This is a genomic window from Shewanella decolorationis S12 (assembly GCF_000485795.1).
Taxonomy (GTDB): Bacteria; Pseudomonadota; Gammaproteobacteria; order Enterobacterales; family Shewanellaceae; genus Shewanella; species Shewanella decolorationis.
Genome location: NZ_AXZL01000076.1, coordinates 438,849 through 463,344 on the forward strand (window position 1 = coordinate 438,849; position 24,496 = coordinate 463,344).

Annotated in this window: 21 protein-coding genes and 1 riboswitch; of the genes, 11 read left to right on the forward strand and 10 right to left on the reverse strand. The window is 48.4% G+C overall.

The annotated features are described in order from the left end of the window. Positions 1-86: 86 nt before the first annotated feature. Positions 87-992, forward strand: coding sequence for a LysR family transcriptional regulator (locus SHD_RS18915; RefSeq protein WP_011624035.1), 906 nt, complete (start codon positions 87-89; stop codon positions 990-992). 57 nt (positions 993-1,049) lie between these two features. Here SHD_RS18915 and SHD_RS18920 read toward each other — a convergent pair whose 3' ends face one another. The 5 genes from SHD_RS18920 to SHD_RS18940 form a co-directional block, all read right to left on the reverse strand. Continuing rightward, a complete protein-coding gene (locus SHD_RS18920) occupies positions 1,050-1,778 on the reverse strand; it encodes an HDOD domain-containing protein (RefSeq protein WP_023268601.1) in 729 nt (242 codons plus the stop codon). 291 nt (positions 1,779-2,069) lie between these two features. Further along, positions 2,070-4,028 carry a TonB-dependent receptor gene (locus SHD_RS18925; RefSeq protein ID WP_023268602.1) on the reverse strand — a complete coding sequence of 653 codons (1,959 nt, stop codon included), beginning with the start codon at positions 4,026-4,028 and terminating at the stop codon, positions 2,070-2,072. 109 nt (positions 4,029-4,137) lie between these two features. After that, a riboswitch (cobalamin riboswitch) is annotated at positions 4,138-4,367 on the reverse strand. A gap of 126 nt (positions 4,368-4,493) precedes the next feature. Then, the gene (locus tag SHD_RS18930) at positions 4,494-5,162 is read right to left on the reverse strand and encodes a hypothetical protein (protein WP_039978718.1); all 669 of its coding nucleotides are present in this window, start codon (positions 5,160-5,162) and stop codon (positions 4,494-4,496) included. 293 nt (positions 5,163-5,455) lie between these two features. Further along, on the reverse strand, positions 5,456-6,892 hold the full coding sequence (locus SHD_RS18935; RefSeq protein WP_023268604.1) for an RCC1 domain-containing protein: 1,437 nt from the start codon (positions 6,890-6,892) through the stop codon (positions 5,456-5,458). Between the two features lie 3 nt (positions 6,893-6,895). Next, positions 6,896-8,125 (reverse strand): hypothetical protein, encoded by a 1,230-nt coding sequence (locus SHD_RS18940; RefSeq protein ID WP_235056985.1) that lies wholly within the window; start codon positions 8,123-8,125, stop codon positions 6,896-6,898. A 339-nt stretch (positions 8,126-8,464) separates the two neighbouring features. On the opposite strand from SHD_RS18940, the gene rihA reads away from it, so the two are divergent. From rihA to azu, 3 genes are all read left to right on the forward strand, one after another. Further along, positions 8,465-9,421, forward strand: a complete 957-nt coding sequence (gene rihA / locus SHD_RS18945; RefSeq protein ID WP_023268606.1) for a pyrimidine-specific ribonucleoside hydrolase RihA — start codon at positions 8,465-8,467, stop codon at positions 9,419-9,421. A gap of 19 nt (positions 9,422-9,440) precedes the next feature. After that, complete coding sequence (gene rbsK, locus SHD_RS18950) at positions 9,441-10,352, forward strand: ribokinase (protein ID WP_023268607.1); 912 nt, start codon at positions 9,441-9,443, stop codon at positions 10,350-10,352. Positions 10,353-10,520: 168 nt separating this feature from the next. Then, positions 10,521-10,997, forward strand: a complete 477-nt coding sequence (gene azu, locus SHD_RS18955) for an azurin (protein WP_023268608.1) — start codon at positions 10,521-10,523, stop codon at positions 10,995-10,997. Positions 10,998-11,154: 157 nt separating this feature from the next. Here azu and SHD_RS18960 read toward each other — a convergent pair whose 3' ends face one another. Continuing rightward, positions 11,155-11,460, reverse strand: coding sequence for a DUF3622 domain-containing protein (locus tag SHD_RS18960; RefSeq protein ID WP_011625141.1), 306 nt, complete (start codon positions 11,458-11,460; stop codon positions 11,155-11,157). 352 nt (positions 11,461-11,812) lie between these two features. On the opposite strand from SHD_RS18960, the gene SHD_RS18965 reads away from it, so the two are divergent. Beyond that, complete coding sequence (locus tag SHD_RS18965; protein WP_039978721.1) at positions 11,813-13,081, forward strand: glycerophosphodiester phosphodiesterase family protein; 1,269 nt, start codon at positions 11,813-11,815, stop codon at positions 13,079-13,081. 83 nt (positions 13,082-13,164) lie between these two features. On the opposite strand, the gene SHD_RS18970 is transcribed toward SHD_RS18965, so the two are convergent. Together SHD_RS18970 and SHD_RS18975 are read right to left on the reverse strand one after the other, a co-directional pair. After that, complete coding sequence (locus tag SHD_RS18970) at positions 13,165-13,731, reverse strand: phosphoribosyltransferase (protein ID WP_011624046.1); 567 nt, start codon at positions 13,729-13,731, stop codon at positions 13,165-13,167. 312 nt (positions 13,732-14,043) lie between these two features. Next, on the reverse strand, positions 14,044-15,810 hold the full coding sequence (locus tag SHD_RS18975) for an alkaline phosphatase D family protein (RefSeq protein WP_023268611.1): 1,767 nt from the start codon (positions 15,808-15,810) through the stop codon (positions 14,044-14,046). A gap of 270 nt (positions 15,811-16,080) precedes the next feature. On the opposite strand from SHD_RS18975, the gene SHD_RS18980 reads away from it, so the two are divergent. Then, positions 16,081-16,506, forward strand: coding sequence for a CBS domain-containing protein (locus SHD_RS18980; RefSeq protein ID WP_037414382.1), 426 nt, complete (start codon positions 16,081-16,083; stop codon positions 16,504-16,506). A gap of 79 nt (positions 16,507-16,585) precedes the next feature. Continuing rightward, positions 16,586-17,191, forward strand: coding sequence for a DUF4274 domain-containing protein (locus tag SHD_RS18985; protein WP_023268613.1), 606 nt, complete (start codon positions 16,586-16,588; stop codon positions 17,189-17,191). Between the two features lie 31 nt (positions 17,192-17,222). Here the strand turns inward: SHD_RS18985 and SHD_RS18990 are convergent, their stop codons facing one another. After that, a complete protein-coding gene (locus SHD_RS18990) occupies positions 17,223-18,584 on the reverse strand; it encodes an MATE family efflux transporter (protein ID WP_023268614.1) in 1,362 nt (453 codons plus the stop codon). Between the two features lie 327 nt (positions 18,585-18,911). Here SHD_RS18990 and SHD_RS18995 point away from each other — a divergent pair, with 327 nt between their 5' ends. Next, positions 18,912-19,826 (forward strand): alpha/beta hydrolase, encoded by a 915-nt coding sequence (locus SHD_RS18995; RefSeq protein WP_023268615.1) that lies wholly within the window; start codon positions 18,912-18,914, stop codon positions 19,824-19,826. A gap of 93 nt (positions 19,827-19,919) precedes the next feature. Here the strand turns inward: SHD_RS18995 and SHD_RS19000 are convergent, their stop codons facing one another. Continuing rightward, complete coding sequence (locus SHD_RS19000) at positions 19,920-20,402, reverse strand: cupin domain-containing protein (RefSeq protein WP_023268616.1); 483 nt, start codon at positions 20,400-20,402, stop codon at positions 19,920-19,922. Positions 20,403-20,544: 142 nt separating this feature from the next. Here SHD_RS19000 and SHD_RS19005 point away from each other — a divergent pair, with 142 nt between their 5' ends. The 3 genes from SHD_RS19005 to SHD_RS19015 all read left to right on the forward strand — a co-directional run bounded on the left by SHD_RS19005 (position 20,545) and on the right by SHD_RS19015 (position 24,459). Further along, complete coding sequence (locus SHD_RS19005) at positions 20,545-22,713, forward strand: TonB-dependent receptor plug domain-containing protein (RefSeq protein ID WP_023268617.1); 2,169 nt, start codon at positions 20,545-20,547, stop codon at positions 22,711-22,713. Then, positions 22,713-23,174 (forward strand): TlpA family protein disulfide reductase, encoded by a 462-nt coding sequence (locus SHD_RS19010; RefSeq protein ID WP_023268618.1) that lies wholly within the window; start codon positions 22,713-22,715, stop codon positions 23,172-23,174. The genes SHD_RS19005 and SHD_RS19010 overlap by 1 nt, the downstream gene beginning before the upstream one ends. Positions 23,175-23,550: 376 nt before the next feature. Next, positions 23,551-24,459, forward strand: a complete 909-nt coding sequence (locus SHD_RS19015; protein ID WP_023268619.1) for a GGDEF domain-containing protein — start codon at positions 23,551-23,553, stop codon at positions 24,457-24,459. Positions 24,460-24,496: the final 37 nt, after the last annotated feature.

Consider the following 24,496-nt stretch of genomic DNA (forward strand, 5'->3'; position numbering starts at 1 on the left):
CGTCTAGAAGTTTATTGTGATAGTCTCTATGCCAGCAACCGAATTGATTTCAAGCACAACATGAGCGAAATTCACTTGGAGTGATCATGATCGAACTAAGACATCTGCGAACCTTAATGGCACTGAAGGAAAGTGGCAGCTTGGCGGGCGCAGCCAAAAAACGTTTTGTCACTCAATCGGCTCTCTCCCATCAAATTAAGGAGTTAGAGCAACGAATTAACTCGCCCATTTTTGTGCGTAAAAGCAAACCCCTCTCCTTTACTCAAGAAGGCGCACGCCTGTTGCACCTCGCCGAGGAGATCCTGCCTAAGGTGTTAGAGACGGAAACGGATCTGAAAAATGGCCTAGAGACAGAAACCAATCAACTCAGAGTGGGGATTGAATGCCACAGCTGTTTTCGCTGGTTAATGCCAGTGATGGAGCAATTTAGGCAAGATCATCCGCAGGCCGAGTTAGATCTGTCGAGCCGTCATCTATTCGACTCGCTCAATGCCCTAGAAATGGGCGAACTGGATATAGTGCTGACCTCGGATCCCGTGCCGGGACACTCGCTCGCCTATCAGCATTTGTTTGATTTTGAAGTGAAGTTAGTGGTTGCCAAGGATCATCCCTTAGCGAAAGAAGCCTATGTTACGCCTAAGCAATTGGCTCGTTTACCCATAATCAGCTACCCAGTGCCACTGGCGCGTTTAGATATTTATCGCCACTTTTTAGAACCCGCAGGTGTTGAGGCGGGCGAACAAAAGACCTGCGATTTGACCATGATGTTATTGCAGCGGATTGCCTGTAAGGACGGTATCGCCGCCTTACCAAATTGGTCTATCAATGAGGGACATGGCTTGAGTTTAGCTTCAGTTAAACTCGGCCAAGAAGGCTTAAAGCGCCCGCTATTTGGCGCCTATCGCCGCCACAGCGCGAACTCAGCCTTAGTGCAAAATTGGCTGCAACTGGTGGCAAGCGAAGGCTTAGCGCGTCAGCAAAAATCCAATTAAGCATTGAAACTGATAACAAAAAGCCTGCAATCGCAGGCTTTGTTTTATGAGCGGTTTTTAGAGCGGATTAAGCAATAAACCACGCATCGATAGCACGCGGCGTAGAATTAACCCGGGAGAATTTTGATTACGGGTCTGACGCAGATTATGGGCGATCATAAACTCTTGGCGCAGATCCTGATCGAGATCTAAAGCCTCAAAGGCTTCGATGGTTAAGGTCTGCTGCTGATTATCAATCAATGACTTAATCACGCTTAACGGGAAAGATTGCTCAGCGCTGGCATTTAAGTAAGCAAAGGCCGTTAAGGCAATAATTTGCCCGAACACGCTAAACAACGCCAAGGTTTGTACTTCATCGGGGTCGACTTCAACATCCGGCATATCGACTAGGCTGTCGACCGCATCGGTAGCGATATTTTCCGTGAGTTTCCAATAACCTTGTACCAACTTCTTATAGGGTTGGGGCAATTCATCGAGGCGTTCTTTCAAATAGAAGGTAAAGGCATAGCGATAAATATTCACTTGGCCTAAACGGATTAGGGCGTCTTTTAAGGAGCGAGATTTTGGAGCGACTATGCCTGAAGCCTGCGCCGAATTACTGCGCATCAACATATGAGCAGCCAATGCGGGATCGCTCGAAATAATATCGATCACGTTTCGAATATCGCCTTCGGCAAGGATCGCCTTTTTGAGTGGAATTAAAATCCCACGGCGGCCAATTACTTGCTCTTCATTCGAGATGATGGCTCTCACTTGAGTAAAAACCTGTTGCTCAAGATCTGTCATAAGACACTTTACACCTGTTAAATTGCTATAAGATGATTCGAATACCGCTCACATCATACCCAAACTACAAAGAATTTCAGCCCTAAGTCGTAGAATAATTGTGACAATGCTTGAGATAGGCCGATTTACAGCACAAGCAACGACTTAGACTATCTCAAAATAGGCTGAACTTATAAAGAATACACCGAGAAAATGGATTTTTCTCTGCGCATAGCCAAACAACAGAAATAACAAAGCCAGACTGAGTCTGGCTTTAAAAGGTATTAAATCACTTAATTGTTAGAATTCAGCTTAGAAGCGGTAACCCACAGTCAAGCGAATATCACGGCCTCGGCCAGAGTAATAGCCATCACCCCAGTTACCACCGTAATAACCAGCACTAACATATTCTTTATCAAACAAGTTATCGATACGCAGGCTCGCTAACCAAGCATCACGGCTATAGTTCAGGGCAAGATTACCAAGCACATAGCTAGCCAATTTATCGCCTTGGTTAGCGTTATCGCCTTCGATAAAACGATCGCCTGTGTAAATGGCTTCAGCGAATACTTGGAAATGCTCGGCAACATCCATACTGACATAACCGCGTCCCGTATGCTCAGCCACCCAAGACAATTGCTTGCCATCATTCACCCCATCGGTAAATTCAGCGTCAATATAGTTATATTCCAACCCTAATTGCAATGCTTGAGTCACCTGCCAATCCCAATCGGCACTCGCGCCATAGCGACGTGAAGCATCGGCATTAACGTTAGCGCCTTGGAAGCTGCCACCAACAGGTTTTTCAGCGCTTGGGTCGAAGACGATTTCATCTTCTAAATCGAGGCGATATAGGCTGACACGTAGGCTTTGGCTCGCGACAGTCCAATCCCAACCGGCTTCATAGGAGCGACCTGTCTGCGGCTTTAAGCCATACACATCTTTCGGGGTGTAAGCTTGCTCATCGACCTTAGCGAAGCGGAAGTTTTCATCGCCACGCAGATAAAATCTGTGTTCGGCGCTCGGACGGTAATTTAAACCGAACTCAAATGCTCTGGCATCTTCATCTAAATCGATGCCGTTTGGATAGACATTGCCATCGACCAGATCGTCGGTCACTCGCGCATAACGTCCGCCCACCACATAGCTTAAGGTGTGGCTTAATGGCACAGTGGCTTGCAGGTAAGCACTTTGCATTTCTTGCACGTTGCTACGCGCCATAGAGTCAAACTCGGCCTTACCGCGGCTAATATCCAAACCTGTGACTAGGTTTAGCTCGCCTTGACGGGTACTGTAGTTGGCGAGCGCTTTAGGGCTGAACATCAGCAGCGAGCGAGTATTATGGCTCTGACCCCAATTGAGCGAACTGACTGAAGTATCGCTGTAATCCAGATCCGCCGCCAAGGCCCAGTTTTGGTTAAGCTGATGCTGATAACCACTGCGTGCCGCGGTGGTCATCTCATGGACATATTGATTGCTATTAAAAGACTGACGTGGATCGAACTTGAATTGATCGACCGTCAGTGAACCAGGATTTTCACGGTCATCATCGTAATAGCTGGTTTCAACAAAAAACGAGTCAGTTGCCGTTTTATATTGAATGCGACCAAGGATAGAACCCGTTTCGTTAGCATTATGCTTACGATAGTTATCGCCTTGGTTGTAGCTACCAGTCAGAAAATAGTGCCAATCTTTATTGATGGCGCCAGACACATCGCCGCGACCTTCGTAGGTATTAAAACTGCCGCCGGATAATTGCACGCTGCCGCCCGTATTCTCAGGCGACTTGGTCACAATGTTAATCACCCCGCCTACCGCTTGGTCGCCATAGAGCACGCCAGCACTGCCCGATAGAATTTCAACACGCTCAATTAAATTGAGTGGAATCGCATTCAGGCTAGGTGCGGCGATATCGATATTATTTAAGCGGCGACCATCGAGCAAAATCAGCGTGTTGTTAACCGCAGAGCTGGCGCTAAAGCCACGCATCGCAAAGCTAGTACCAATGTTATTGTCGGATAGTTGAATACCACTTTGACCACGTAACACTTCGGTCAAGCTGGTTGCGCCACTCTGCTCAATCGCAGCGGCATCAATCACATTCACATTGGCGGCAATATTTAAGGGTGCTTTGTCTGAACGGCCAATCACGACGATATGCTCATCGACTTTGGCGGTATTGGTTGCATCGTCGGCCATGGCAGGCGCGATAACAGAAAGACTGCAAAGGCTGCCGATCAGCAGCGCGATTTTTGTTGGATGTGTTCCCATTTTACCTTTAACTCCTGCAAGGAAAACGGGGCAATGACGCCACGATACCGTTGATTCAGTAACAAATACTGACAGTCACTATCGCATTTTGAGATCTGCCCACCGAAATCTCAAAAACACCTTTAGGGCCGGTCTCCGGACTTAGGCTATGTCTATCTCAACTAGAGATAAACGCGAAACTGACCTTTGCACATTGCTTATCGGGTCCTTCTTGAACTCACCTAGCGAATGCGGTCGTCTCTCACCTTTTACCGTTGCGGGGGCAGTGCCAGAATTTCACTGGCTTCCCGATTATCTCGCGACGAATACATCGCAAGCACCACAGAAGGTTGACTAAAAATTAGGTTCATAGGGCGAAAAACCAGTTAACACCCAATAATGCTCAGGGCATAACAGGCCTGAGCGCGCGCATTATAGACGTCTATACGGATGAAAGTCCATGAACATCCGTCTCTCGACTGACAACTACTTTAAAGTGTAGGGCGCTAAGGCTGAGATAAAATCGGCACTGTTGGCCACTTGCAATGGAGGTTTATCGGCAAGAAACACCTCACCACGCATTGACTTATGCAGCAAATACAAATCCTTACTTCCACTCACTACAGTGTAATAACCAATCTCACCTTGGGGATGAGAGGTAAAAGCACTCGAATTAAACTGTGTCGCGCCATGGACATTCGGCATAGTGGTACAACCGAGAATAGCCTGAAAACCTTTGTGACCATCTACTTGGGTATCCCCCAGCTTTTGATAAATCACCTCGCCATCACATGAGGCTTGGTATGTCTCGGCCATCGCATCTAAAAACTGCTCTGGGCTTACGCTTTCGGCCATGTCCTTAAAGCCTTGCACACAAAACAGTGCACTCCATTGATTAAGTGCCTCCTGCTCTGGCACAAATTCTGCCATAAACATACCCGCACGTTCCTCATGGTACGCTTGGCGCCAACCCGTTGGCAGACTAAAGCCCAATTTCTGGCTAAAGATAGGCAACACATGGGTATGCGAGGCACCACTTTCAACAAGGGGCATATCCAATTTCGCCTCAACGGATTCGGAACCAATCAAGCCGCACAGCATTAATATGCCTGCGCCCTGCAATAATCCCATCCGACTATGGGGAATACATTTCATGATTATCATCCTTGGCATCGAATCCATCCTCAAACTCACGAAAATAACCATTTAAGAATCTTCAGGTTGTTTGAGTATGTTAAAACGATTTATGAAACTGCTTAGAAAACATCCAGCATTCTAGCGAAGATGCAAATAAGATAACAGTTAAAAAGCAAAACAAAATGATACTTATACAGTCACAACAATTGTAAAATGGCAAATAGCAGCCAAAGATAGGGTCGGTGATGGATTAACAAGCTGGTGAATGGACCTTCACCAGCTGAGGTATGCCCTACATGCCCAACAATGAGTTAGTCAAATGACCAATTGATTTTCCGCTGCGGCCTTGCCTGACTCAAAATCGCCTGCCGTTGCTCTGGGGTCTCACATTGGGCTGCGGGAGTAAATTCCAGTGGCTTAACCACCAAGGAATCGGCAGGTTGTACTGGCGATTTATCAAACATCCCCAAATTCATCGACCAAGAGACCCATTCTCCCTTTTCACTGATCCCCACAAAACCATCATTTGCCTGCGCTAACCACGTGAGGCGCGGAATGCGCTCGATCAGCTGCTCGACATTTTTAAGGTTTGCCCGATAACCGACGGGTACCACTTTGCCGTCGGGACGCGTAAACACAAAGGAGGCAGACCCTCGAGTAATCACGCTACCTTGCTGCCAATATTTATTGAGGATCTCTTGAGCATCATGAAACCCAAACAGATAGGCATAATCCGTATCGTCGGCGAGAATTTGTGGCGTAGCATTGTCACGCAGTAGCAAGAATCCCGGGCCGACGCTGATAATCTCCTTCACCCCTGTGATATCGGTTTTCTTGATCCAATCGACGCCACAGTTAATGCCATCGCCCCAAAAATGGGCGTCACCTGTTGGGCTTAAAATCGCAAACGCACAGTTATTTGCAGTGAGACTCACCACATCCTTAAGGGCGCTGCGGATAGGATAAGTATCACTGCGCCAGCCCCAACTCACCACTGAGCCATCTTTTTTTAAGGCGGCATAGGTGTGTTGAAAATATTCGAGCTTCGCTACATCCGTAAGCTGCGGGAGTAACTTTTTCATATTGGTCGACTCTTCAACCTGCCCCCAAACCACGGCACTGCCGTCTTTTTTAAGGGCGACAAAACTGCGCCCTTTAGCAAAGATATCGACCACATCGACTAACTCATCCTGCACCTGCAAACTATTACCGCCGTAGGGGCCATAACCCCAAGTATGTACTTTGCCATTGGCATCCAGAGCGGCTATGGCCTCTCGGTTGGCGAATAACTTAGTGATATTGGTCATGCGCGCTTGCAATGCCTTGTCCAGACTCAACTTGCCCGCATTGCCCCAATACACCACTGCGCCATCTTGGCGCAGCGCGGCAAATCCATCCTTAACTGGGACGATTTGCTTTACTTGCTTAAGTTGTTCTGTCACCTCGCGGCTATCACCACCGGCAAAACTGTCGCCCCAAGTGATGACGTCACCCGACTTAGTTAATGCGGCGAAGGCCGTGCTATTGGTCACCACAGTATCGACTGCAGGTAAATCGCAGGGAATATGGCGATAATTCGGATTTGCCTCTTCCTTAAACTGGATAAGCTTGCCGTTATCAAATTGCAGCAAGGATTCCTTTTCATTTTCGACTACGGCTACGGGTTTAGGCTGGCTACAGGCGGTTAATTGCAACGCCACTAAGGCGGCCACCAATGCCAATGGGCGTGAAATAGAATAAGACTGCATTACTTATTTCCCTGTATTTGCTGAAACTTTGGTTACTGGAACTTTGGTTACTGAAAACGCTGATTGTTGAACGGGTTGCGCTAATTGGTCTGATATCGACTCGAGTAGCGGCTTGAGTTCGTACACAAAACCCTGAGTCGTATTTAAGCGAGCTAAAAGCACTTGAATTTGTGTATCCAGTGCCTGCGCGCTCGCTTGACTGAGGGTGTCGAATACCTTCACCTGTGTTAAGGCTGATAAAATTAGCCGTTGAACTGGGCCGATAGTCTGCCCCGCTTGGCGATCAAACTCGGTATTGTCGAGCACTAATATCACTAAGTAGAGTAAATAATCGAGGCGCACAGTAAAATCGACGGGGCATTGCTTTTCATCCGCCAGGCCAAACTTTATCACTTTGGCCTCACACAACGCCTTCAATGCCGCTAACTTTTCTGCGGTTAATTCCAACGCAAAGGGCAACTGCTTAGTACGCGTTATCAACACAAAACTGGCTAAAGTTTTAGCCGACAGCGCCTGTTTACTACGGGCGAGCATCGCCAGCGCCAATTCGTGAAATCCTAATGAACTCAAGCGATAAAAGCTTATCATCGCAATAGATTCATCTACGGATTCCAGCTTTTTTTTGCTCGGTGAAGTTTGCATTTGCTCGAATAAATCCACGAAACGCGGATAGAGCTCAGGGCAATGACCTATATGCTCAGCCGCTTCCCAGACCAAAATATTCGCGGCAGGATGCTGGCGATAGGTTTCAAGCAAACAGATAATCCCGGTGTAATCCTGTTGCTGCCCTAACCGCTTGAGTTTTGGCAGATAACGAAACTCGACCCAACGAACTCTTAATAAATTCAAACAGAAATAACTGACAAACAAGCAAAATATTAAACCTGCGACGCCAAAACCAAAATCCAGTTTGGCGCGATCGCGGGTTAACTCAAGATCGGCGCTCGCCCGCATTGGCGCCTCGGGAAGATAATGCACAACACTTTGCCCGTAGTTGGGCACTAATGCGCCTGGGGTGTCGCCCTGCGGCGGCCGTAATTGATAGGTCGCTTGGCAATTCACGCCATCGAGCTCCCATTGACGGACGAGCTTGCCTTCGGCAGTGCGATACTCAACCAAGCAAATCAATCTTTGGTGATAGACGCCCGTCGAACTGCGCTCACTGCGATAGGTGGTCTCAATCACTTGGCCAATGGCGACAGCGCCACGCTCTTCAAGTTGATTGACCAACAACCACTTTTGCCCCCCTTCCCAGAGGAACAAAGTGACTAAACTAAAAAGCAGAAGAGGGATACAAATTAAGAATATTTCTAACCACCCCAAAAAACGTGTTGGGGCACTCGAAGTTAATTGACTAGGATTCATCAACACGCCAGAACGTCCTTATCATTCCATGATCGGTAAGGCATTAGAGAACTTGATTCTGCCTAAAGCGGGGCACTATTGTAGCAGCTTGTTGATAGAAATCAGAAAATGCTCACAGTTTATTGTAAAGACACTATGAGACTCACCGCCTTCAAGCTTTAGCGTGCTATTCTAAGCCTCCATTCCGCTGTTTAAAGGAGTAACAGTATGAGTCGCCCAATTATTTTGGATTGCGATCCCGGCCATGACGACGCTATCGCGCTCATTTTAGCCCTCGCCCATCCAGAGCTAAGCCCTCTGGCCGTGACCACCAGTGCCGGCAACCAAACCCCAGATAAAACCCTCAATAACGCCCTGCGCATCTTAACCCTACTCAATCGCAGTGATATTCCGGTCGCGGGCGGTGCGGTTAAACCCTTAAGCCGTGAGTTAATCATTGCCGACAATGTTCACGGTGAAACGGGGCTCGATGGCCCTGCACTGCCTGTACCGAGTTTTGAGCCGCAAGCAATCAGTGCTGTCGAGCTAATGGCACAAAAAATCCGCCAAAGCGATAAACCAGTAACATTAGTCCCCACTGGGCCGCTCACCAATATCGCACTGCTGCTCGCCAGCCACGCCGAGTTACACGCCAAGATTGAACGCATTGTGTTGATGGGCGGTGCAGCGGGTGTCGGCAATTGGACGCCCGCCGCCGAGTTTAATATTTTTGTCGACCCAGAGGCGGCCGATATTGTGTTTAAATCCGGTATTCCTATTACCATGTGCGGCCTCGATGTAACCCATCAGGCACAAATCATGGATGAAGATATCGAACGTATTCGCGCCATTCCTAATCCCGTGGCTAAGTGTGTCGCCGAGTTGTTGGATTTCTTTATGATTTACCATAGAGATCCTAAATGGGGCTTTGTCGGCGCGCCACTGCACGACCCTTGCACTATCGCTTGGTTACTCAACCCCGCGCTGTTTGATGCCCAAGACTGCTGGGTCGGCATTGAAACCCAAAGCGAATTAACACTGGGGATGACGGTGGTCGACCGCTATCAACTGACGGGCAAACCCGCGAATGCAACAGTGCTATTTGGCATTGATAGACAGGGTTTTGTTGACTTGTTAGTTGACAGCTTAGCGGTATACACACCAACCTATCTCAATCGCAGATAAACTTAAGAGTGAACCTTCCATGAGCCAGATCCTCGTTATCGGCAGCGCTAACGCCGACCATGTGATGAACTTTGAGTATTTGCCCGTTCCCGGCCAAACCTTAATGAGCCGAACCTATCGCTTGGAACATGGCGGCAAAGGTGCTAATCAGGCGGTAGCCTGCGCACGTTTATGTCAAGAAGATGCCGAGGTCACCTTTATCTGCCATCTCGGTCAAGACAGTATCGGTAACGAGATGCGGGCAAGTTGGCTCAAGGATGGCATTAAAGCCGAAGGTATCACCCAAGTCGCCAATATGAGCACAGGCACGGCGATGATTTTTGTCGCCGATAATGGTGAAAATGCCATAGGGATCGCCGCGGGAGCCAATGCCCATCTCACCCCTAGCGAGTTAGAGAAGCATTACGCTCTATTTGCCAATGCGCAATTTCTGCTGATCCAGCTTGAAACGCCAGCAGAGACTGTCAGAAACGCACTGCAAACCGCCAAACAACTCGGTATTACAACCGTACTGAATCCGGCTCCAGCCGCAACGCAGGAACTGGATTATCTCAAGTGGGTGGACATTATTACCCCAAATGAAACCGAGGCCGAGGCCTTAACGGGGATAGAGGTCACAGACGAGGAAAATGCCGCACTGGCGGCCCAATGGCTTCACCAACAGGGCATAACGACTGTGGTGATCACCTTAGGCAGCAAAGGCGCATTTATCAGTAGCGCGGGTTTTACCGGGTTAATTCCAGCTCTTGAAGTGCAAGCGATAGACACAGTCGCCGCGGGCGATACCTTTAATGGCGCCTTAGTGGTGGGTTTAAGTGAGGGTATGTCAATTGCCGCGGCCGTCGGGTTTGCTAATGCCGCCTCGGCCATTACCGTTACCCGTGAAGGCGCCCAGCGCGCGATTCCCTATCGCCACGAAGTCCAACGTTAGCCCATGAGTGCGGCAAATTGTCGCACTCAACCTCTTTCATACTAAAGTGCTATATACATAATTTACATACTGAATTCATTCCCATTTAATAAATTCAGCCTATTCTGACATGCGCATACTTGAGTCACATCGGCTCAAGCCACCTTGTTCAGAATAAGGAAGTATCAGATGAAAGCGAAAAGCACCACTTTACGTAATATGACTAGCGCTAGCTTACTCGGCCTAGGATTATTCGTCGCCAGCCAAGCGAGTGCTAACGAATGTGAACTCAAGATTGCTGCGACTGACGCGATGCAATTTGACACTAAAGAGCTGTCTGTTCCTGCAACGTGTAAAGAAGTGACCCTCACACTAACGCACACTGGCACTCTGCCCAAAGCGGCCATGGGCCACAACTGGGTATTAACTAAAGCCGCTGATATGTCTGCCGTTGCGACCGATGGTATGAGCGCTGGTGCCGATGCGGCTTACGTTAAAGCCGGTGATACCCGTGTTATCGCTCACACTGCATTAGTGGGTGGTGGGGAATCAACTTCGGTGACCTTTAGCACCGCAGGCATGAGTGCAACTGAAGTTTACCAGTTCTTCTGCAGCTTCCCTGGCCACTGGGCGATTATGCAAGGCAGCTTTAAAATTCAAGGCTAATCCGATTGCCTAATGCTCACTTAAGCGAACACCTTAAGTGAGGCAACAAAAAGCGGACCTCTGGTCCGCTTTTTGTTGAATGCTAATGGCTCACAAGCCAGTTTGCCTTCGAGGATTTGGTTTCGAGATGTCTTCTGAGATCTATTCTTCGGGCGAGTTATTCTTCGCCGAACTCGTCTTCATCATCAAAATCATCGGCATCGGTTGCCGCTTCTGCCGCTAAAGCCGCCGCTAATTTGGCCTTAGCCTGTTTCTCTGAGCGACGCTTGTTGCGCTCAGCTAGCGTGCCTAAAAACACTTGCAGCTCGGCTTGACCCCAAGCTTGTGCCTCAGCTTCGGTCGCAAAACCGTCATGGCTTTTCGACACTACCGTCTTAGTCGACGTCATACGACGGGTGATTTCCGTCTTCCAACCATTTTCAGCTTGAGTGACGCGAAAATCGTATTTTTTACCCTTGCTCATTCTGCTCTATTTCCTAAATGATGCTTGCCACGTTTGTCTTATCAAGCGATACAAACGCCATCATAAAACAAAAGGAGCGCAGTTTACTTGATTTCGGCACAGAAAGATCGCTTGCAAGAAAATTTTCATACTTAGCACTTTCAAACAGCCGTAAGAATCCCAAAAGTTACGCAGCATGCTAGATGATTTCTCGCCCTAATCTTAGTCCTAAGCTCAGTATCAAGCTAGCGTAAAAGCGGCGGGCAAACGGTATCTTTTCTTGTTTTGGTCATAAAACTGCGCAAATTTAGTCATCTAGCAATTTTAGAGTGTGAGGTGAATCCATTTACAACAACTCAATTTAGGAAAGAAGATGAACACCTCCTCAGTAACACTCTGCATGCTGCTCGCCAGTACGGCTCTACTCGCAGGTTGCAACAGCGATAACAAAGATAACGACACTACACCGCCGCCCGCCAAACTGGTACCCGCCCAAGTCGGTGAGCGACCACTGTTTTTAGTGCGTCAAATGCAGGACAGCAGCTTAAAAACCCGTTTAGCCCAGTGCGAAACCGACCATTTCTACCGTAGCGATTTTGCCATTGGTCATCGTGGCGCGGCGATGCAATTCCCTGAACATACGAAAGAATCCTACCAAGCCGCTATTGATTCCGGCGCGGGAATCCTCGAGTGCGATGTGACTTTTACCGCCGATAAAGCCTTAGTCTGTCGCCACTCCCAGTGCGATCTCGCCAGCACGACCAATATTTTGGCCATTCCCGAACTTGCCAATAAATGCTCTGTGCCTTTTACGCCCGCCGATGCGGCCAATGGCGTTGCCGCCAGTGCAACCTGCTGTACCAGTGACATCACCCTCGCCGAATTTAAAATGTTAAAGGGTAAGATGGAGGGCGAGAACCCCAAGGCCGCCACTGCCGAAGAGTTTATGAATGGTACGCCTAAGTGGCGCACCGATCTCTATGCGGGCAATGGCACCCTAATGACCCACGCTGAGAGTATTGAGATGTTTAAAAAGGCTGGCGTGAAAATGACGCCTGAGCTAAAAGCCGCCAGCGTCGCCATGCCCTTTGATGGCTTTACTCAGCAGGAGTATGCCCAGAAGATGCTCGATCAATATACTGCGGCAGGCGTCGATGCCTCGCAGGTATTCCCCCAATCCTTCAATTTGGAAGATGTAAAATACTGGATTGCTAACGCTCCCGAGTTTGGCAAGCAAGCGGTATATCTGGACGATAGATATGATATTCACACGGGCTTTGACCCACAGGACGCCGCCACTTGGTCGCCCTCAATGGCTGAGCTGAAAGCCCAAGGCGTGCAGATTATCGCGCCGCCACTCTGGGTGCTGGTGACCTTAGATGCGGATAAAAAAATCATTCCATCGGAATATGCAAAAGCCGCGAAAACAGCGGGACTCAAGATTATCACTTGGACCTTGGAACGCTCAGGATTATTGAAAGATGGCGGTGGTTGGTATTATCAAAGCATCACCGATGCCATTGATAATGAAGGTGATACCTACGAGCTGCTCGATGTGCTAGCCAAAGATGTGGGCGTGATTGGCGTGTTTTCGGACTGGCCGGCGACTGTGACTTACTATGCCAACTGCATGGATTTATAGGCCGAATAAATAGGCTCTATTTCAAAACCGAGAAACAAAAAAGCGTTAGCCAAAACTGCTAACGCTTTTTTAACAGATTCTTTTTACTTAAAAAGATGCTGAATATTTTTTAAATCGCCCTTACCTTCGGCAATTTCTTCCGGCGTTAAGCCCGTCACTTCGTGTGGGAACACTAACCAGTCTTCAGAGGCATGGATATAGTAATCAGGCTTTAAAGGCACAGCGGTATTCTTTGGCTTGTAATAAGGGCAAGCGATACGAATGTCCTGCGGCATGTTTAAACGCATCAGTTGGCTTAACTTTTCCTTCAGCGCGTGGATGCTACGGCCAGAGTCAAACACATCGTCCACAATCAGTAAGCTATCGCTAGCATTCGCATTTTCAACAATGTAATGCAGACCATGTACTTTGATTTCTTTGCTTTGCTTGTCGGTACCAATACCGTAGTAAGACGAGGTACGCACGGCGATATGGTCGGTTTCAACCTTCTTAAAGTCGAAAAACTCTTGTACCGCGATCCCGATTGGAGCACCGCCACGCCAAATACCCACGATAAACTGCGGACGAAATCCACTCTCATAAACCTGTGAAGCTAATAGAAATGAATCTTCGAGCAGTTGCTGTGCGGTAACGAAATATTTTTCTGACATGACACCGATCCCCATCTTAATTATTGATTTTAGGTGTTAAAGCTCGCGCTTTTACCTAGTAAGGTCTGTTCGGCGTCCAAAACACGAGAACAGCATTCTCTTCATCAGAGTCCTAGCAAGTGTAGGCAGCCGCCGAATTTTGGGAGCGAATTTTATACCAAAAAAAACCGCCGTGCTGCAGTTATAGTCATAAGTTGCAGGTGAACGGCCGTTTATTTTGCATTTTTAGGACGGAACTAACAAAAAGCGTACAAAAAAGGCCACCCAAAGGTGGCCAACAAGGAACGAGCTAAGCAAAAAATGGAGCTTGGGTTAGCTCACAGGGTTGATAATGTGTTCACCGACCTTTGTCATGGCGCTGTAGCTGCGGCTGGTCGACTCTTCAAATTCCTTCGCCAGAATCGTGCTGACATAATGCCAGTCGCTACGCACCGCTTCTTTAGTGAAGGTTAAGGTCATAAAGCCGCGATCTTTAAGGTTGGTGTATTTAAGATCTGGCACCAGATCCACGATCGCCGCCTCGGTCGCGGGGATCTGTTCCGCTGGCAGATTTAAGTAATATTCCAAACCAGGTGATGACACTGAGCTTGTGGCAAACTCCACCCCCACACTATCACCGTTAACGTCTTTTAACTCATTCGCCCAGGCGTTATGGGTGTCACCGGCAATCACCACTAGGTTGTGATTCTTCGATTTAGCCGTGCCTAAAATCACTTCCCTTTCATAGGCATAACCATCCCATGCATCCAAGTTATAGGGGATGGATGGTAGTTGCAGCAGGGCAATCACCTCAGGTGTTAACAAGGCTTGATTGGCCTGTAAGTACTGTAATTCCGCTGCCGTTAGGGTTGGATCATTTGCCGCCGCACGAGCGGCTAACTTCGCCAGCGCCCCAAGCATGGCATATTGTGGAATACTCATTTGCTGGGTAGCGATTGCAGCGGGCAGAGACATCTTACCCATCAAAATTTGCTGTCCTAACACCTGCCAAGTGCCCGTGGCTTGCAATAAAGTGCCCTGCAGCCAGAGTAATTGGGTTAAGCCTAGCATGGTGCGCGTGGTCGATGTCACATCGGCAAGGAAACGCTCACCATCGAAGGCACCCGTGCTGGCATCCATATAATCGGCGTAGTCGAGCTGCTTATCCCGGGCCAAAACGCGCGTGTCCAGCATATGTAAGTCGACTAAGTTACCGTAACTGAAGCTGCGGTATATCTCCTCATGGTTACCCTCGCGCCATGGACGGATTGGCAGCCACTCGAAGTAGGCCTGTAGCGCGGCTTCTTTACGCACCGCAAAATCCCCTTCGCCTTCGTTGTGGTTCTCAGCACCATCACGCCAGGTATCGTTTGCCACTTCGTGGTCATCCCATACCGTAATAAATGGCACTTTCGCGTGCAATTTTTGCAGGCTAGTATCTGAACGATACTGGCCATAACGAGTACGGTAATCGCTAAGCGTCAGCAGTTCGTTGGCGGGTAACACTTCACGGCCAAGCTCTGCCGCATGTTCGCTGGCATAGCCACCACGGGCATATTCATAGATATAGTCACCCAGATGCACCACGGCATCGAGGTCATCCTGCGCCGCAGCCAGTTCATACACGTTAAAAAAACCAGCAGGAAAGTTAGCGCAGGACATAACAGCGAGTTTTACCGAACTCACTTCGCCCTCGGGTAAAGTGCGGGTCTTGCCCACCTCGGAGGTTTTTCCGCCCGTCATAAAGCGGTAAAAATAGGTTTGTCCCGCACGTAAACCGCGGGCATCGATTTTGACCGTGTAATCACGGTTAGCATTAGTGACCATCTCCCCAGTGGTCACTAATTGTGAGAATGCCGCGTCACTGGCGACTTGCCAGCTCACTTTAACATCCCCAGCAGAATCTGGCGTCACACGGGTCCAAAGGATCACCGCATCCTGCGCTGGGTCACCGCTGGCGACACCATGTAAAAACTGCGCGGGCACAGAGTTATCATCATCACTGTCACTACACCCCATTAGGCCGTAGGAAATCACTGCGGCACCAATACCTTTGGCTGATATTGCTAAAAAATCACGACGAGTCACGGTTCGTTTCATTATTATTATTCCTTTCTAAGATGAGGGTTCACTGGTATGAGGTCTAATGAGGCCCCGATTGTGAGACATCACTGTTACACATTTGTGACATCTTTGTCAGCCTTTTATGATTTCTTTTAATTCATAGCCTTATACTGAATAGCGTACTTTATTTGTACAGCACTGGCACAAGCTATGATTAAGCTGCTAACATCGGATCAGTGGCAAATCGCTCAGATTTTGGCTCATGCGGAGTCAAACCAGAGCATTGTTAAAAAAGGAATTTATAGGATGAAAGTCAGCGATATTATGAGCACAGAGGTCATCTGCATCAGCGATGGTGCGAGCCTTAAAGATGCCCACCACTTAATGCAAACCCGCGGCGTGCGCCATTTACCTGTGATATCCGAAACCGACGGCACATTAGTCGGTATTCTTACCCATAAAAAGATGATCGCCAGCGTATTGTCTATGTTGAATAAATACGGCCAAGGCGCATTGGATCGCAAAGAACGCTATACCCCCATAGCGACTGTGATGGACAAAGACTGCCAGCAGTTAACTGCGGATGAGCCCTTAACCGTGGTGGTGGAATACTTTATCGATAATAAACTCGGTTGCTTACCTGTAGTGGATAACGATAAGAAAGTATTAGGGATTGTCACCTCATCCGACTTTATTAAGCTCTGCCGTACCCTGCTGCAACAGCAAGCTTAACCTCTAATACTCGCCCAATTTCTCGCCAGCTCTCGCAGAGCTGGCGAGTGTGCTTATTTCAACACTCCCAAGGACGCCCGTGGCCAAGTTATTAACCCAACAACAATTTATCCGCGCCTATGAATGCGCCGAATTAGGCTGTATCGCCAATCAACAACGACTCGCCCAATTGCTCGCCGATCCCGATTATGACGCTTTACATGAATACAGCGCTTACTTTGGCAAAGCGGCGACACAAATCACCTGTATCAGTGACTTACAAAGTATGGAGGAATTGCATTTTGTCGCGGGCAACTTAAATTGGGATGACCATGATCCCGATATGGTCAGAGCGATTATCGAACATCCACTCTGTGATGCGGGTACCGCCTTATTGCTCTACTGGTACGGACAAGGCTTTTATTACTCCACACCGGAGAGGCTCGACACGCCTTTTGGACAGCTATTCAAAACCATCACCGAACGCTTTGTTGCGCGCGGCTATACCAGTTATAAAATCCATTTTGACCCGATTAAAGAATGTTTTATGCCCTCATTGGATGATGTCCTCACCAATGGATATCAAATTCCTGGTGCGCTTTTTGCCCCTTACAGCACAATGGAAATCGAAACCGATGAAGGGCATCCAAGGTATCTGCAATTTAAAAATGAACTGCTGAAATTGGGTAAATGGGGCCAACAATAAGCCCCGAGCTGTCTTTAAGCTATTAACGTGATTAAACAGGCGTTGCTGGCGGAATACGGGTAAAACGCTGCCAGCGACCCGAGCGCCAACGATGCACCATAATCAAACCTCGCACCCATTCATCGGCCGCAACCGCGAGCCAAGCGGCCAGCACGCCATAACCTAAATGCAGCCCAAAGAACCAAGCCAATAACACGCCAATTCCCCACATGCTAAACAGGCCAACCCGCACCGGAAACGCCACATCCCCCGCGCCTTTTAATGCCGAAATAATCACCAGATTAAAGACTCGGCCAGTTTCCAGCGCGATAGAGCCCAATAGCAGAAGTGCAGTAAGTTGAATCACTTCAGGGTTTTCACTCAGCCAGCCCACAATGGTAAAGCGCTGCCAATAAAAGGCTAACACTATGGCGAGGGAGGCAATAAAGCCCACAAGGCAATACTTCTGCACCCGTACAGTAATCTCATCGAACCATTGTTTACCGACGTAGTAGCCGGTTTGAATTTGCGCCGCCTGCCCGAGCGCCACCGCAAAACAGTAAATAAAGCGGCTGATATTCAAGCCATAGGTATAAGCCGTTAAAGAGAGCGTGCCCATCTGACTAATAAAATAGATGATGGTCATCTGCGCCACGTTGTAAGACAGCATTTCGCCCGCATTAAGCAAGCCAATGCGCATCACGCTCCAATAGGTGCTGCGCGGCAATAATTTAAGTCGTTGCATTGGCAGCGGAATATGCTTACTGCGGATCACCGCCAGCATAATCAAGGCACCAATCATCTGGCTGGTCACAGTCGAAATCGCCACACCAGTTACCCCATAAACGGGCAAACCAAAGGGAGAATAGAGGGCAATATAGTTACCGAGCACATTCATCAACCCCGTGCTAGAGGTGACTAACATGGCGGATCGAGTAAAACCGTAGCTGCGTAAGATGGCGGCAAAGGCGATGTTCATTACCAGCCCGATACTCAAACTGCCGCAGATCAGCAGATAATCGTAACCATAGCCCGCAACCTTAGGCTCTAACTCAAATAAACCGATAATGCCGTGGGCACCGAAAAACATCGAGGTACCCATAATCACGGCTAAACCTAAACTTAAGGCCACGCTGGCCACGCCAATATCGGTCGCCTGCTGGGTTCGCCCCGCACCATTATTTTGGCTGATCAGAATGCTGGCGCCCGTGCTGACCATCATGGACATCACCATCATAAAAAACATCAATTGGGTGGTGAGTCCGACCGCCGCAACCGCATTATCGGAATAATGGCTCAGCATAAAAATATCGCTGATCCCGAGTAAGGATTGCAGCAATGTTTCGATAAAAATCGGCCAAGTGAGGGCGACAATGCCCATGCGTTGTTGCAGGGTTTTAGCTGATGTGGCCACGTCCGATCCTTACCGCGGGAAGACAAGTGAAATAGCAATAGCACGCCAAGGCTGGCGAACGGTAATTTTCTTACATTTTTAGATTGTGCTCAATCCTTCATCACCACTAAAGCCTGACCCTGCAACCGTATTCATTGGGTGGAGCTCAATTCATTGAAGTCGAAAAACATCAGCAACGTCTCAATTAACAATCTTTAATCGACTGAAAAAGCAGGGATTAATACCATATAGCTCAATACACACTACCCTTTTTGATATTGAGCCGATACACTTTGCCGACCACAAAGGGCGATAAGCGCTCGCCGAATATATTCAGGGAAACTGCACATGAGCCAACTCTATTTAGAAGACGGAATTAAACAATTAGTGAGCGAGTTTATCGCCGCAGGTTGCCCTTCGGTCCGCGAGCAAAGCCTTGAGGAACGCCGCCAAGGTTACATCGCCAGCACAGTATTGGCAGGTGAGCCGGAGGCTGTGTTTGAGGTCAAAACCTTATCCCTTGAGGGCATAGAGTTAACCCTATTTAAGCCCTCGGCAGATAACAATTTACCCGTGGTTATTTACTATCACGGCGGTTGTTTTGTCAGCGGCGGCATCGCTACTCATAATCAGCAACTGCGTAAAATTGCCAATGATTCCGGTGCATTAGTGGTGGCGGTCAGCTATCGTCTCGCCCCTGAGCATGTGTACCCCGCAGCCCATGACGATGCCTTCAATGCGGCCAATCTCGTACAGCAACATTGCCAGCAATGGGGCGGTGACAACACTAATATCACTCTGATGGGCGACAGTGCCGGCGGCCATTTAGCCTTAGTCACTTGTCTGCGGTTAAAGGCAAAGGGGGAATGGTTGCCTAAAAAACAAGTGCTTATCTATCCGATGTTGGATGCGACCGCCAAAAGCCAGAGCTATATCGACAATGGCGACAAATACATTATCACCCGCGACACGCTGCTCACGGGCTTTGATATGTACCTCGACTGGCATCACAGAACCGATGTCGAAGCCAGCCCGCTGCGCAGCCAAGATTTAGCCGGTTTACCCGAAACTCATATTATTACCGCCGAGTTCGATCCCCTGTTAGATGAGGGTGAACAGCTGTTCCGTAACCTGTTAGATGCGGGCGTCAATGCCCATTGCCGCCGCTATTTAGGGGTGATCCACGGCTTCTTCCAACTCGCTGGCGTCAGCCAATCGGCGCGGGATGCCATGGTGCAGATAACCCACATTATTCGCTCTTAACCTCACTAAGCCGCATGTCTAGATAAAAGACATGCGGCGATTGAATCCATTCAACGAATAACCTATTGCATGATAACGCAATGATCTACTGCGCTATTTCACCTCTGGCCGACTTAATTTGTAGATGATTTCTTTATGCTGCGGATACATCGCCAACAAAGCTTCTTGGCTAAACAACTCAAAGTCATCGAAGGTAAAGCCGGGTGATACCATACAGCCCACCAGCGAGAATCCATCTTGATTCATCGCCGAGCCAAAAATACAGCCCTTAGGCACTAAAAACTGCGGCCTTTCGCCCGCGGCTAAATCCAGCCCTAACTGCGCCGTGGTTAGCTCGCCCTCGGGGGAAATCATATAAATTGTCAGCGATTGCCCCGCATGGAAATACCACATCTCATCCGCCGTGAGTCGATGAAAATGCGACACTTCGCCTGTCCGTAATAAGAAATAAATGCTGCTCCACAGCTGACGACTCGGATCAAAAGCCGATTCTGATCGATAAGATGAACGGTAATAACCGCCCTCAACATGCTGCTCCAATTCTAAATATTCAATAAAATCATTGGCATTTTGCATCTTTACAACTCCATTTCATACCTAATTACCGCTTCAACACGGGCTAATACAATTTTTAAAAAGATGTTAGAACCATGATTGAAATCAAATAAAAACCATTCTCATTTACATATAATCCTGCCACAAATTATTTTACGGAGAAATGAGAGTGAAGCCCACTTACCTTGCCATCCTTTTAGCCGCAGTGCTACATCCCCAGTTGGCCAGCGCAGAAGATGTGACTAAACCTGAGCTGGAAAAAATCGAACGCATGAGCGTTGTTGGTGTAAGACAAAGGTTAGAGCAAGCGGGAACCTTGGCTAACACTATCATGAAGACCGAAGTTATCGACGCCAGCGTTATTGAAAACAAAAATGCCGTCAACCTCTCCGAAGCGATTGATAACTCTCCCGGCGTCAAAGTCTCCAATGAATGTTCCATGTGTGGTGTTAAGCGCATCATGCTCAACGGTATGAAAGGCGAGCAAACCACCATTCTGGTCGATGGTTTACCCGTACACACTATGATTTCGGGCTATTATGCGGTCGATGCAATTCCAACAACTGGGGTGGAGCGGATTGAAGTCGCCCGTGGTGCGGGCGCATCGTTAATCGCCCCCGAAGCCATTGGCGGCACTATTAATATTGTGAGTTATGAACCCACCGAAAACGGCGCAGAACTGGATTTGTCCGCCGGTGAAAATGACTACCGCAAACTGGGTTTCCTCGGTAAAGGAGTCACCGAAGATGGCCGCACCCGCGCGACACTCGTTGCACAATATGATGATAGAGATCAAGCCGATGCGGACAATAACAAAGTCAACGAAGCACCGATGCAGGAAAACCGTAGTCTGACTGGCCGAGTGTCCCACGACGTAACCGATGCCGATAACTTGGTATTGCGCGTTGCCAATATCCAATCGGAAATTTTTGGTGGCCCTATGTTAGGTAGCACCTTTGCCGATGGCACAGCCTCCAGCATAGGCAACGTGTTATCCGGTTATGATGGCCAACCAAGCGACACGCAAAATCTGTTTGAAGACGGTGACGTGCGTAAACGCTATACCGGCAAAGCTTGGGAAACCACAGAATGGATTAAAACCGAACGTAATGAAGCCTCACTCGCTTGGCTAAGGGAATTTAGTGACGACTGGAACATGCACCTTGCCGCCAGCTACGCCGATCACAAACAGGACTCTTTCTACGAAGGCTTCGATTACAGTGCCGATGACAAAATGTGGTTCTTCGATGCACGCTTTAACTATTTACTAAGCGAGAGTCAATTACTCACCTTCGGCGCCGACTTACGCACAGAAGAAATGCGCTCCCATTCCCGATCTGGCAGTGCCAACCCAGATTATGTTTCCGACTCCTTTGACTATGATGTTAAAGGTCTTTATTTACAGGACACCTGGCAGGCGACAGAGTCTTTAGAAGTCGCGATGGCGCTGCGTTACGATACTATTACGGCCGATTTTACCGACCCTAATAAGCCCGGCACAGAATTAGATGAATCAATCCTATCACCAAGGGTTGATATTCGCTTACGCCATAATGATGAGTGGACTTCACGCCTATCCGCAGGCCGCGGTTATCGCGCGCCATTATCCTTCTTTGAAACCGACCACGGGATTTTAGACGGCTCACTCGGCTTTGATATTGATATCGACGAGCTAGAACGTTCCAACTCAGTTAACTACGCCCTGAGTTACGAAGGTGAACGTCTCACCTCGACCGCCTCGATCGCTTGGACCGAAGTCGAACATTTAGCGGCGTTAACCACTAACGATCATGGCATTCCATTACTCACTCAACTGGATGAAAAAGCGCGGGTTATCACTAGCGATATCGCCTTAGGTTATCGCTTAACCGATGATATGAGCCTAAGCCTTACCGCCGAACATTTTGATTATGACTCGGTATTCAAATCCTCCTATGCCATTGCGCCAGTTGAAAAACGCGTCACGCTCAGCATGGATTGGGATGTGAATGACTGGGAAATTTTTGCCAACCTAGTGTGGATTGGTAGCCGCGATCTCGCTGAATTTGGCTACGAAGGCTATAACCGTTTAGACGCCAATGGCCAAGTAGACCCTAGCTCGAAAAAGACAACAGATGCACCCGCTTATGTCACTGTGGATCTTAAGGTCAGTTATCAGCTTAACGATACCTTGTCACTCTACACTGGGGTCAGCAATCTATTTGACTACACTCAAGCAGGAGATGAAGACACACCGCTATTTTACGATGCAGAGGGCGCTTTCGACGTAGGCTATATCTATGGCCCACTGCGTGGCAGAGAAATCTATGCCGGCATCAAGTTTAGCTTCTAATGCGCTACATTTTTCTCCTTACACTGTTGTGCTGCGCCCTGCCGTTATCGGCGGCGCAGCTCACCCGTGACTATCAGTTTCAAGCTTTGCGGAGCCAACAAGTAACAGATTTGTCGCATCTCGAAGGGCATGTCTCAGCATTGATGTTCTTCGAGCCGGAGTGCCCTTGGTGTATTAAGCAGGCAAACGTACTCAAACAACTGCATCAAAACTGCAATCAACCGATTAAGCCAGTAGCCTTGGGCGTCAATGGGGATAATCTAGCCTTAAAACGCGCCCTGTTTAGGCTCAATTTCCCCTTTGAAGCCTACCGCGCTCCGCCAGCTTTACTAAAGGAGATGGGTGGCATTCCCGCCACGCCAATCTTACTGCTGCTAAATGCCGAGGGAGAATTAATCAAAGGATATCGAGGCTTTACCGATGAACAAGAGCTCAAAACTCAACTCTGTCACTCAAGCTAATGCTCCGTTTTTGACGCTTAATACCAATTGTATTAAATATCTGTTCATTCAGCGGTAGTTCAACGCGCTTGAGACAAGGCGAAGGCTTGAAGGCATAATGGTGCTCTGTCGAAAGCCTTAAACGCGGTATAAAGCGCGTTGCCATAGAGTGAACATCAGCCGCCCTTCGGGAACCACACTGGCATCCCACTGTAATAGCGTAACAAAACACCTTCAAATTTAAGCCATATTTAGCAAACATCAGATACACTTATTTTGTCATCCCGCAGTGTCTAATCCGTTACCAAAGGCACACTTACACAAAGAATCACAGCAACACTGAAGAAGGGATGCTAACACAGCCACTGAAGACCTCGGCTATGGGGGAGTTGGTTTGATGATCAATATTGCGCAAATGGCTTTAGTTCTGCATTCTTTGCCCGATCCGGCTTTTGTGATCACCCAAAGCGGCCGCTATATTGCCGTTTTTGGTGGTAAAGATGATCGTTATTACCACGATGGAAGTGGATTAGTCGGCCTATATATCAGTGACGTATTACACGAAGAAAAAGCCAATTATTACCTCAGCATTATTGAACAAGCATTAATCAGCCGTAAATTGCAGATTGAAGAATATGAGCTCAGTAATAAGGATGTCAAAGGCTTATCCGATCAAGGTCCATCAGACCCCATCTGGTTTGAGGGACGCGTTCAAGCGCTGGATTTTCTTGTTGATAACGAGCCTGTCGTCCTTTGGGTTGCAAGTAATATGTCCAAACGCCATCAGCTTGAAGTCCAGCTACGGCAATTAAGCGATACAGACCAACTCACAGGACTATTTAACCGTCGCCGATTAGAGCGTGACTTAAACCTCCTATTCGATACCTATAGTCGCTACCATGTGCCTGCCTCCATCTTAATGCTGGATCTCGATCATCTAAAACAGATCAATGATCAGCTTGGCCACCATGCGGGCGACAATGTCATTGTGACCGTCGCCGATACCTGCAAGCAGCAATTCCGCAAAACCGACAGTGCCTACCGTTTTGGTGGGGATGAGTTTGTCATCGCCCTACCCGGCGTTGAATACGATCAAGCCATAGTGTTTGCGGAATTTCTCTGCGATTGCTGCTTCAAAGCACTACAAAAACACGCCGTAAATGGACTCTTTGCCACCGTCAGCATAGGCGTCGCCACCATAGAGGCAGACGATAAATCCTACGAAGACACCTTAAAGCGCGCCGATGCCGCGCTCTATCAAGCCAAGCGGGATGGCAAAAATCGCGTTATCGCCAATAGTGCTTAAGGCTGTATATCCATGGCAAACGGCCATTAAAAAAGCG

Bases quoted from the DNA above. Each gene is read 5' to 3' on its own strand.
- azu (WP_023268608.1), top strand. From the start codon at position 10,521: ATGAAAGCGAAAAGCACCACTTTACGTAATATGACTAGCGCTAGCTTA.
- SHD_RS18995 (WP_023268615.1), top strand. From the start codon at position 18,912: ATGAGCCAACTCTATTTAGAAGACGGAATTAAACAATTAGTGAGCGAG.
- SHD_RS19010 (WP_023268618.1), top strand. From the start codon at position 22,713: ATGCGCTACATTTTTCTCCTTACACTGTTGTGCTGCGCCCTGCCGTTA.
- SHD_RS18970 (WP_011624046.1), bottom strand. From the start codon at position 13,731: ATGTCAGAAAAATATTTCGTTACCGCACAGCAACTGCTCGAAGATTCA.
- SHD_RS18920 (WP_023268601.1), bottom strand. From the start codon at position 1,778: ATGACAGATCTTGAGCAACAGGTTTTTACTCAAGTGAGAGCCATCATC.
- SHD_RS18965 (WP_039978721.1), top strand. From the start codon at position 11,813: ATGAACACCTCCTCAGTAACACTCTGCATGCTGCTCGCCAGTACGGCT.
- SHD_RS18975 (WP_023268611.1), bottom strand. From the start codon at position 15,810: ATGAAACGAACCGTGACTCGTCGTGATTTTTTAGCAATATCAGCCAAA.
- SHD_RS19005 (WP_023268617.1), top strand. From the start codon at position 20,545: ATGAGAGTGAAGCCCACTTACCTTGCCATCCTTTTAGCCGCAGTGCTA.
- SHD_RS19015 (WP_023268619.1), top strand. From the start codon at position 23,551: ATGATCAATATTGCGCAAATGGCTTTAGTTCTGCATTCTTTGCCCGAT.
- SHD_RS18930 (WP_039978718.1), bottom strand. From the start codon at position 5,162: ATGAAATGTATTCCCCATAGTCGGATGGGATTATTGCAGGGCGCAGGC.
- SHD_RS18925 (WP_023268602.1), bottom strand. From the start codon at position 4,028: ATGGGAACACATCCAACAAAAATCGCGCTGCTGATCGGCAGCCTTTGC.
- rihA (WP_023268606.1), top strand. From the start codon at position 8,465: ATGAGTCGCCCAATTATTTTGGATTGCGATCCCGGCCATGACGACGCT.
- SHD_RS18980 (WP_037414382.1), top strand. From the start codon at position 16,081: ATGAAAGTCAGCGATATTATGAGCACAGAGGTCATCTGCATCAGCGAT.
- SHD_RS18935 (WP_023268604.1), bottom strand. From the start codon at position 6,892: ATGCAGTCTTATTCTATTTCACGCCCATTGGCATTGGTGGCCGCCTTA.
- SHD_RS18915 (WP_011624035.1), top strand. From the start codon at position 87: ATGATCGAACTAAGACATCTGCGAACCTTAATGGCACTGAAGGAAAGT.
- SHD_RS19000 (WP_023268616.1), bottom strand. From the start codon at position 20,402: ATGCAAAATGCCAATGATTTTATTGAATATTTAGAATTGGAGCAGCAT.
- rbsK (WP_023268607.1), top strand. From the start codon at position 9,441: ATGAGCCAGATCCTCGTTATCGGCAGCGCTAACGCCGACCATGTGATG.
- SHD_RS18960 (WP_011625141.1), bottom strand. From the start codon at position 11,460: ATGAGCAAGGGTAAAAAATACGATTTTCGCGTCACTCAAGCTGAAAAT.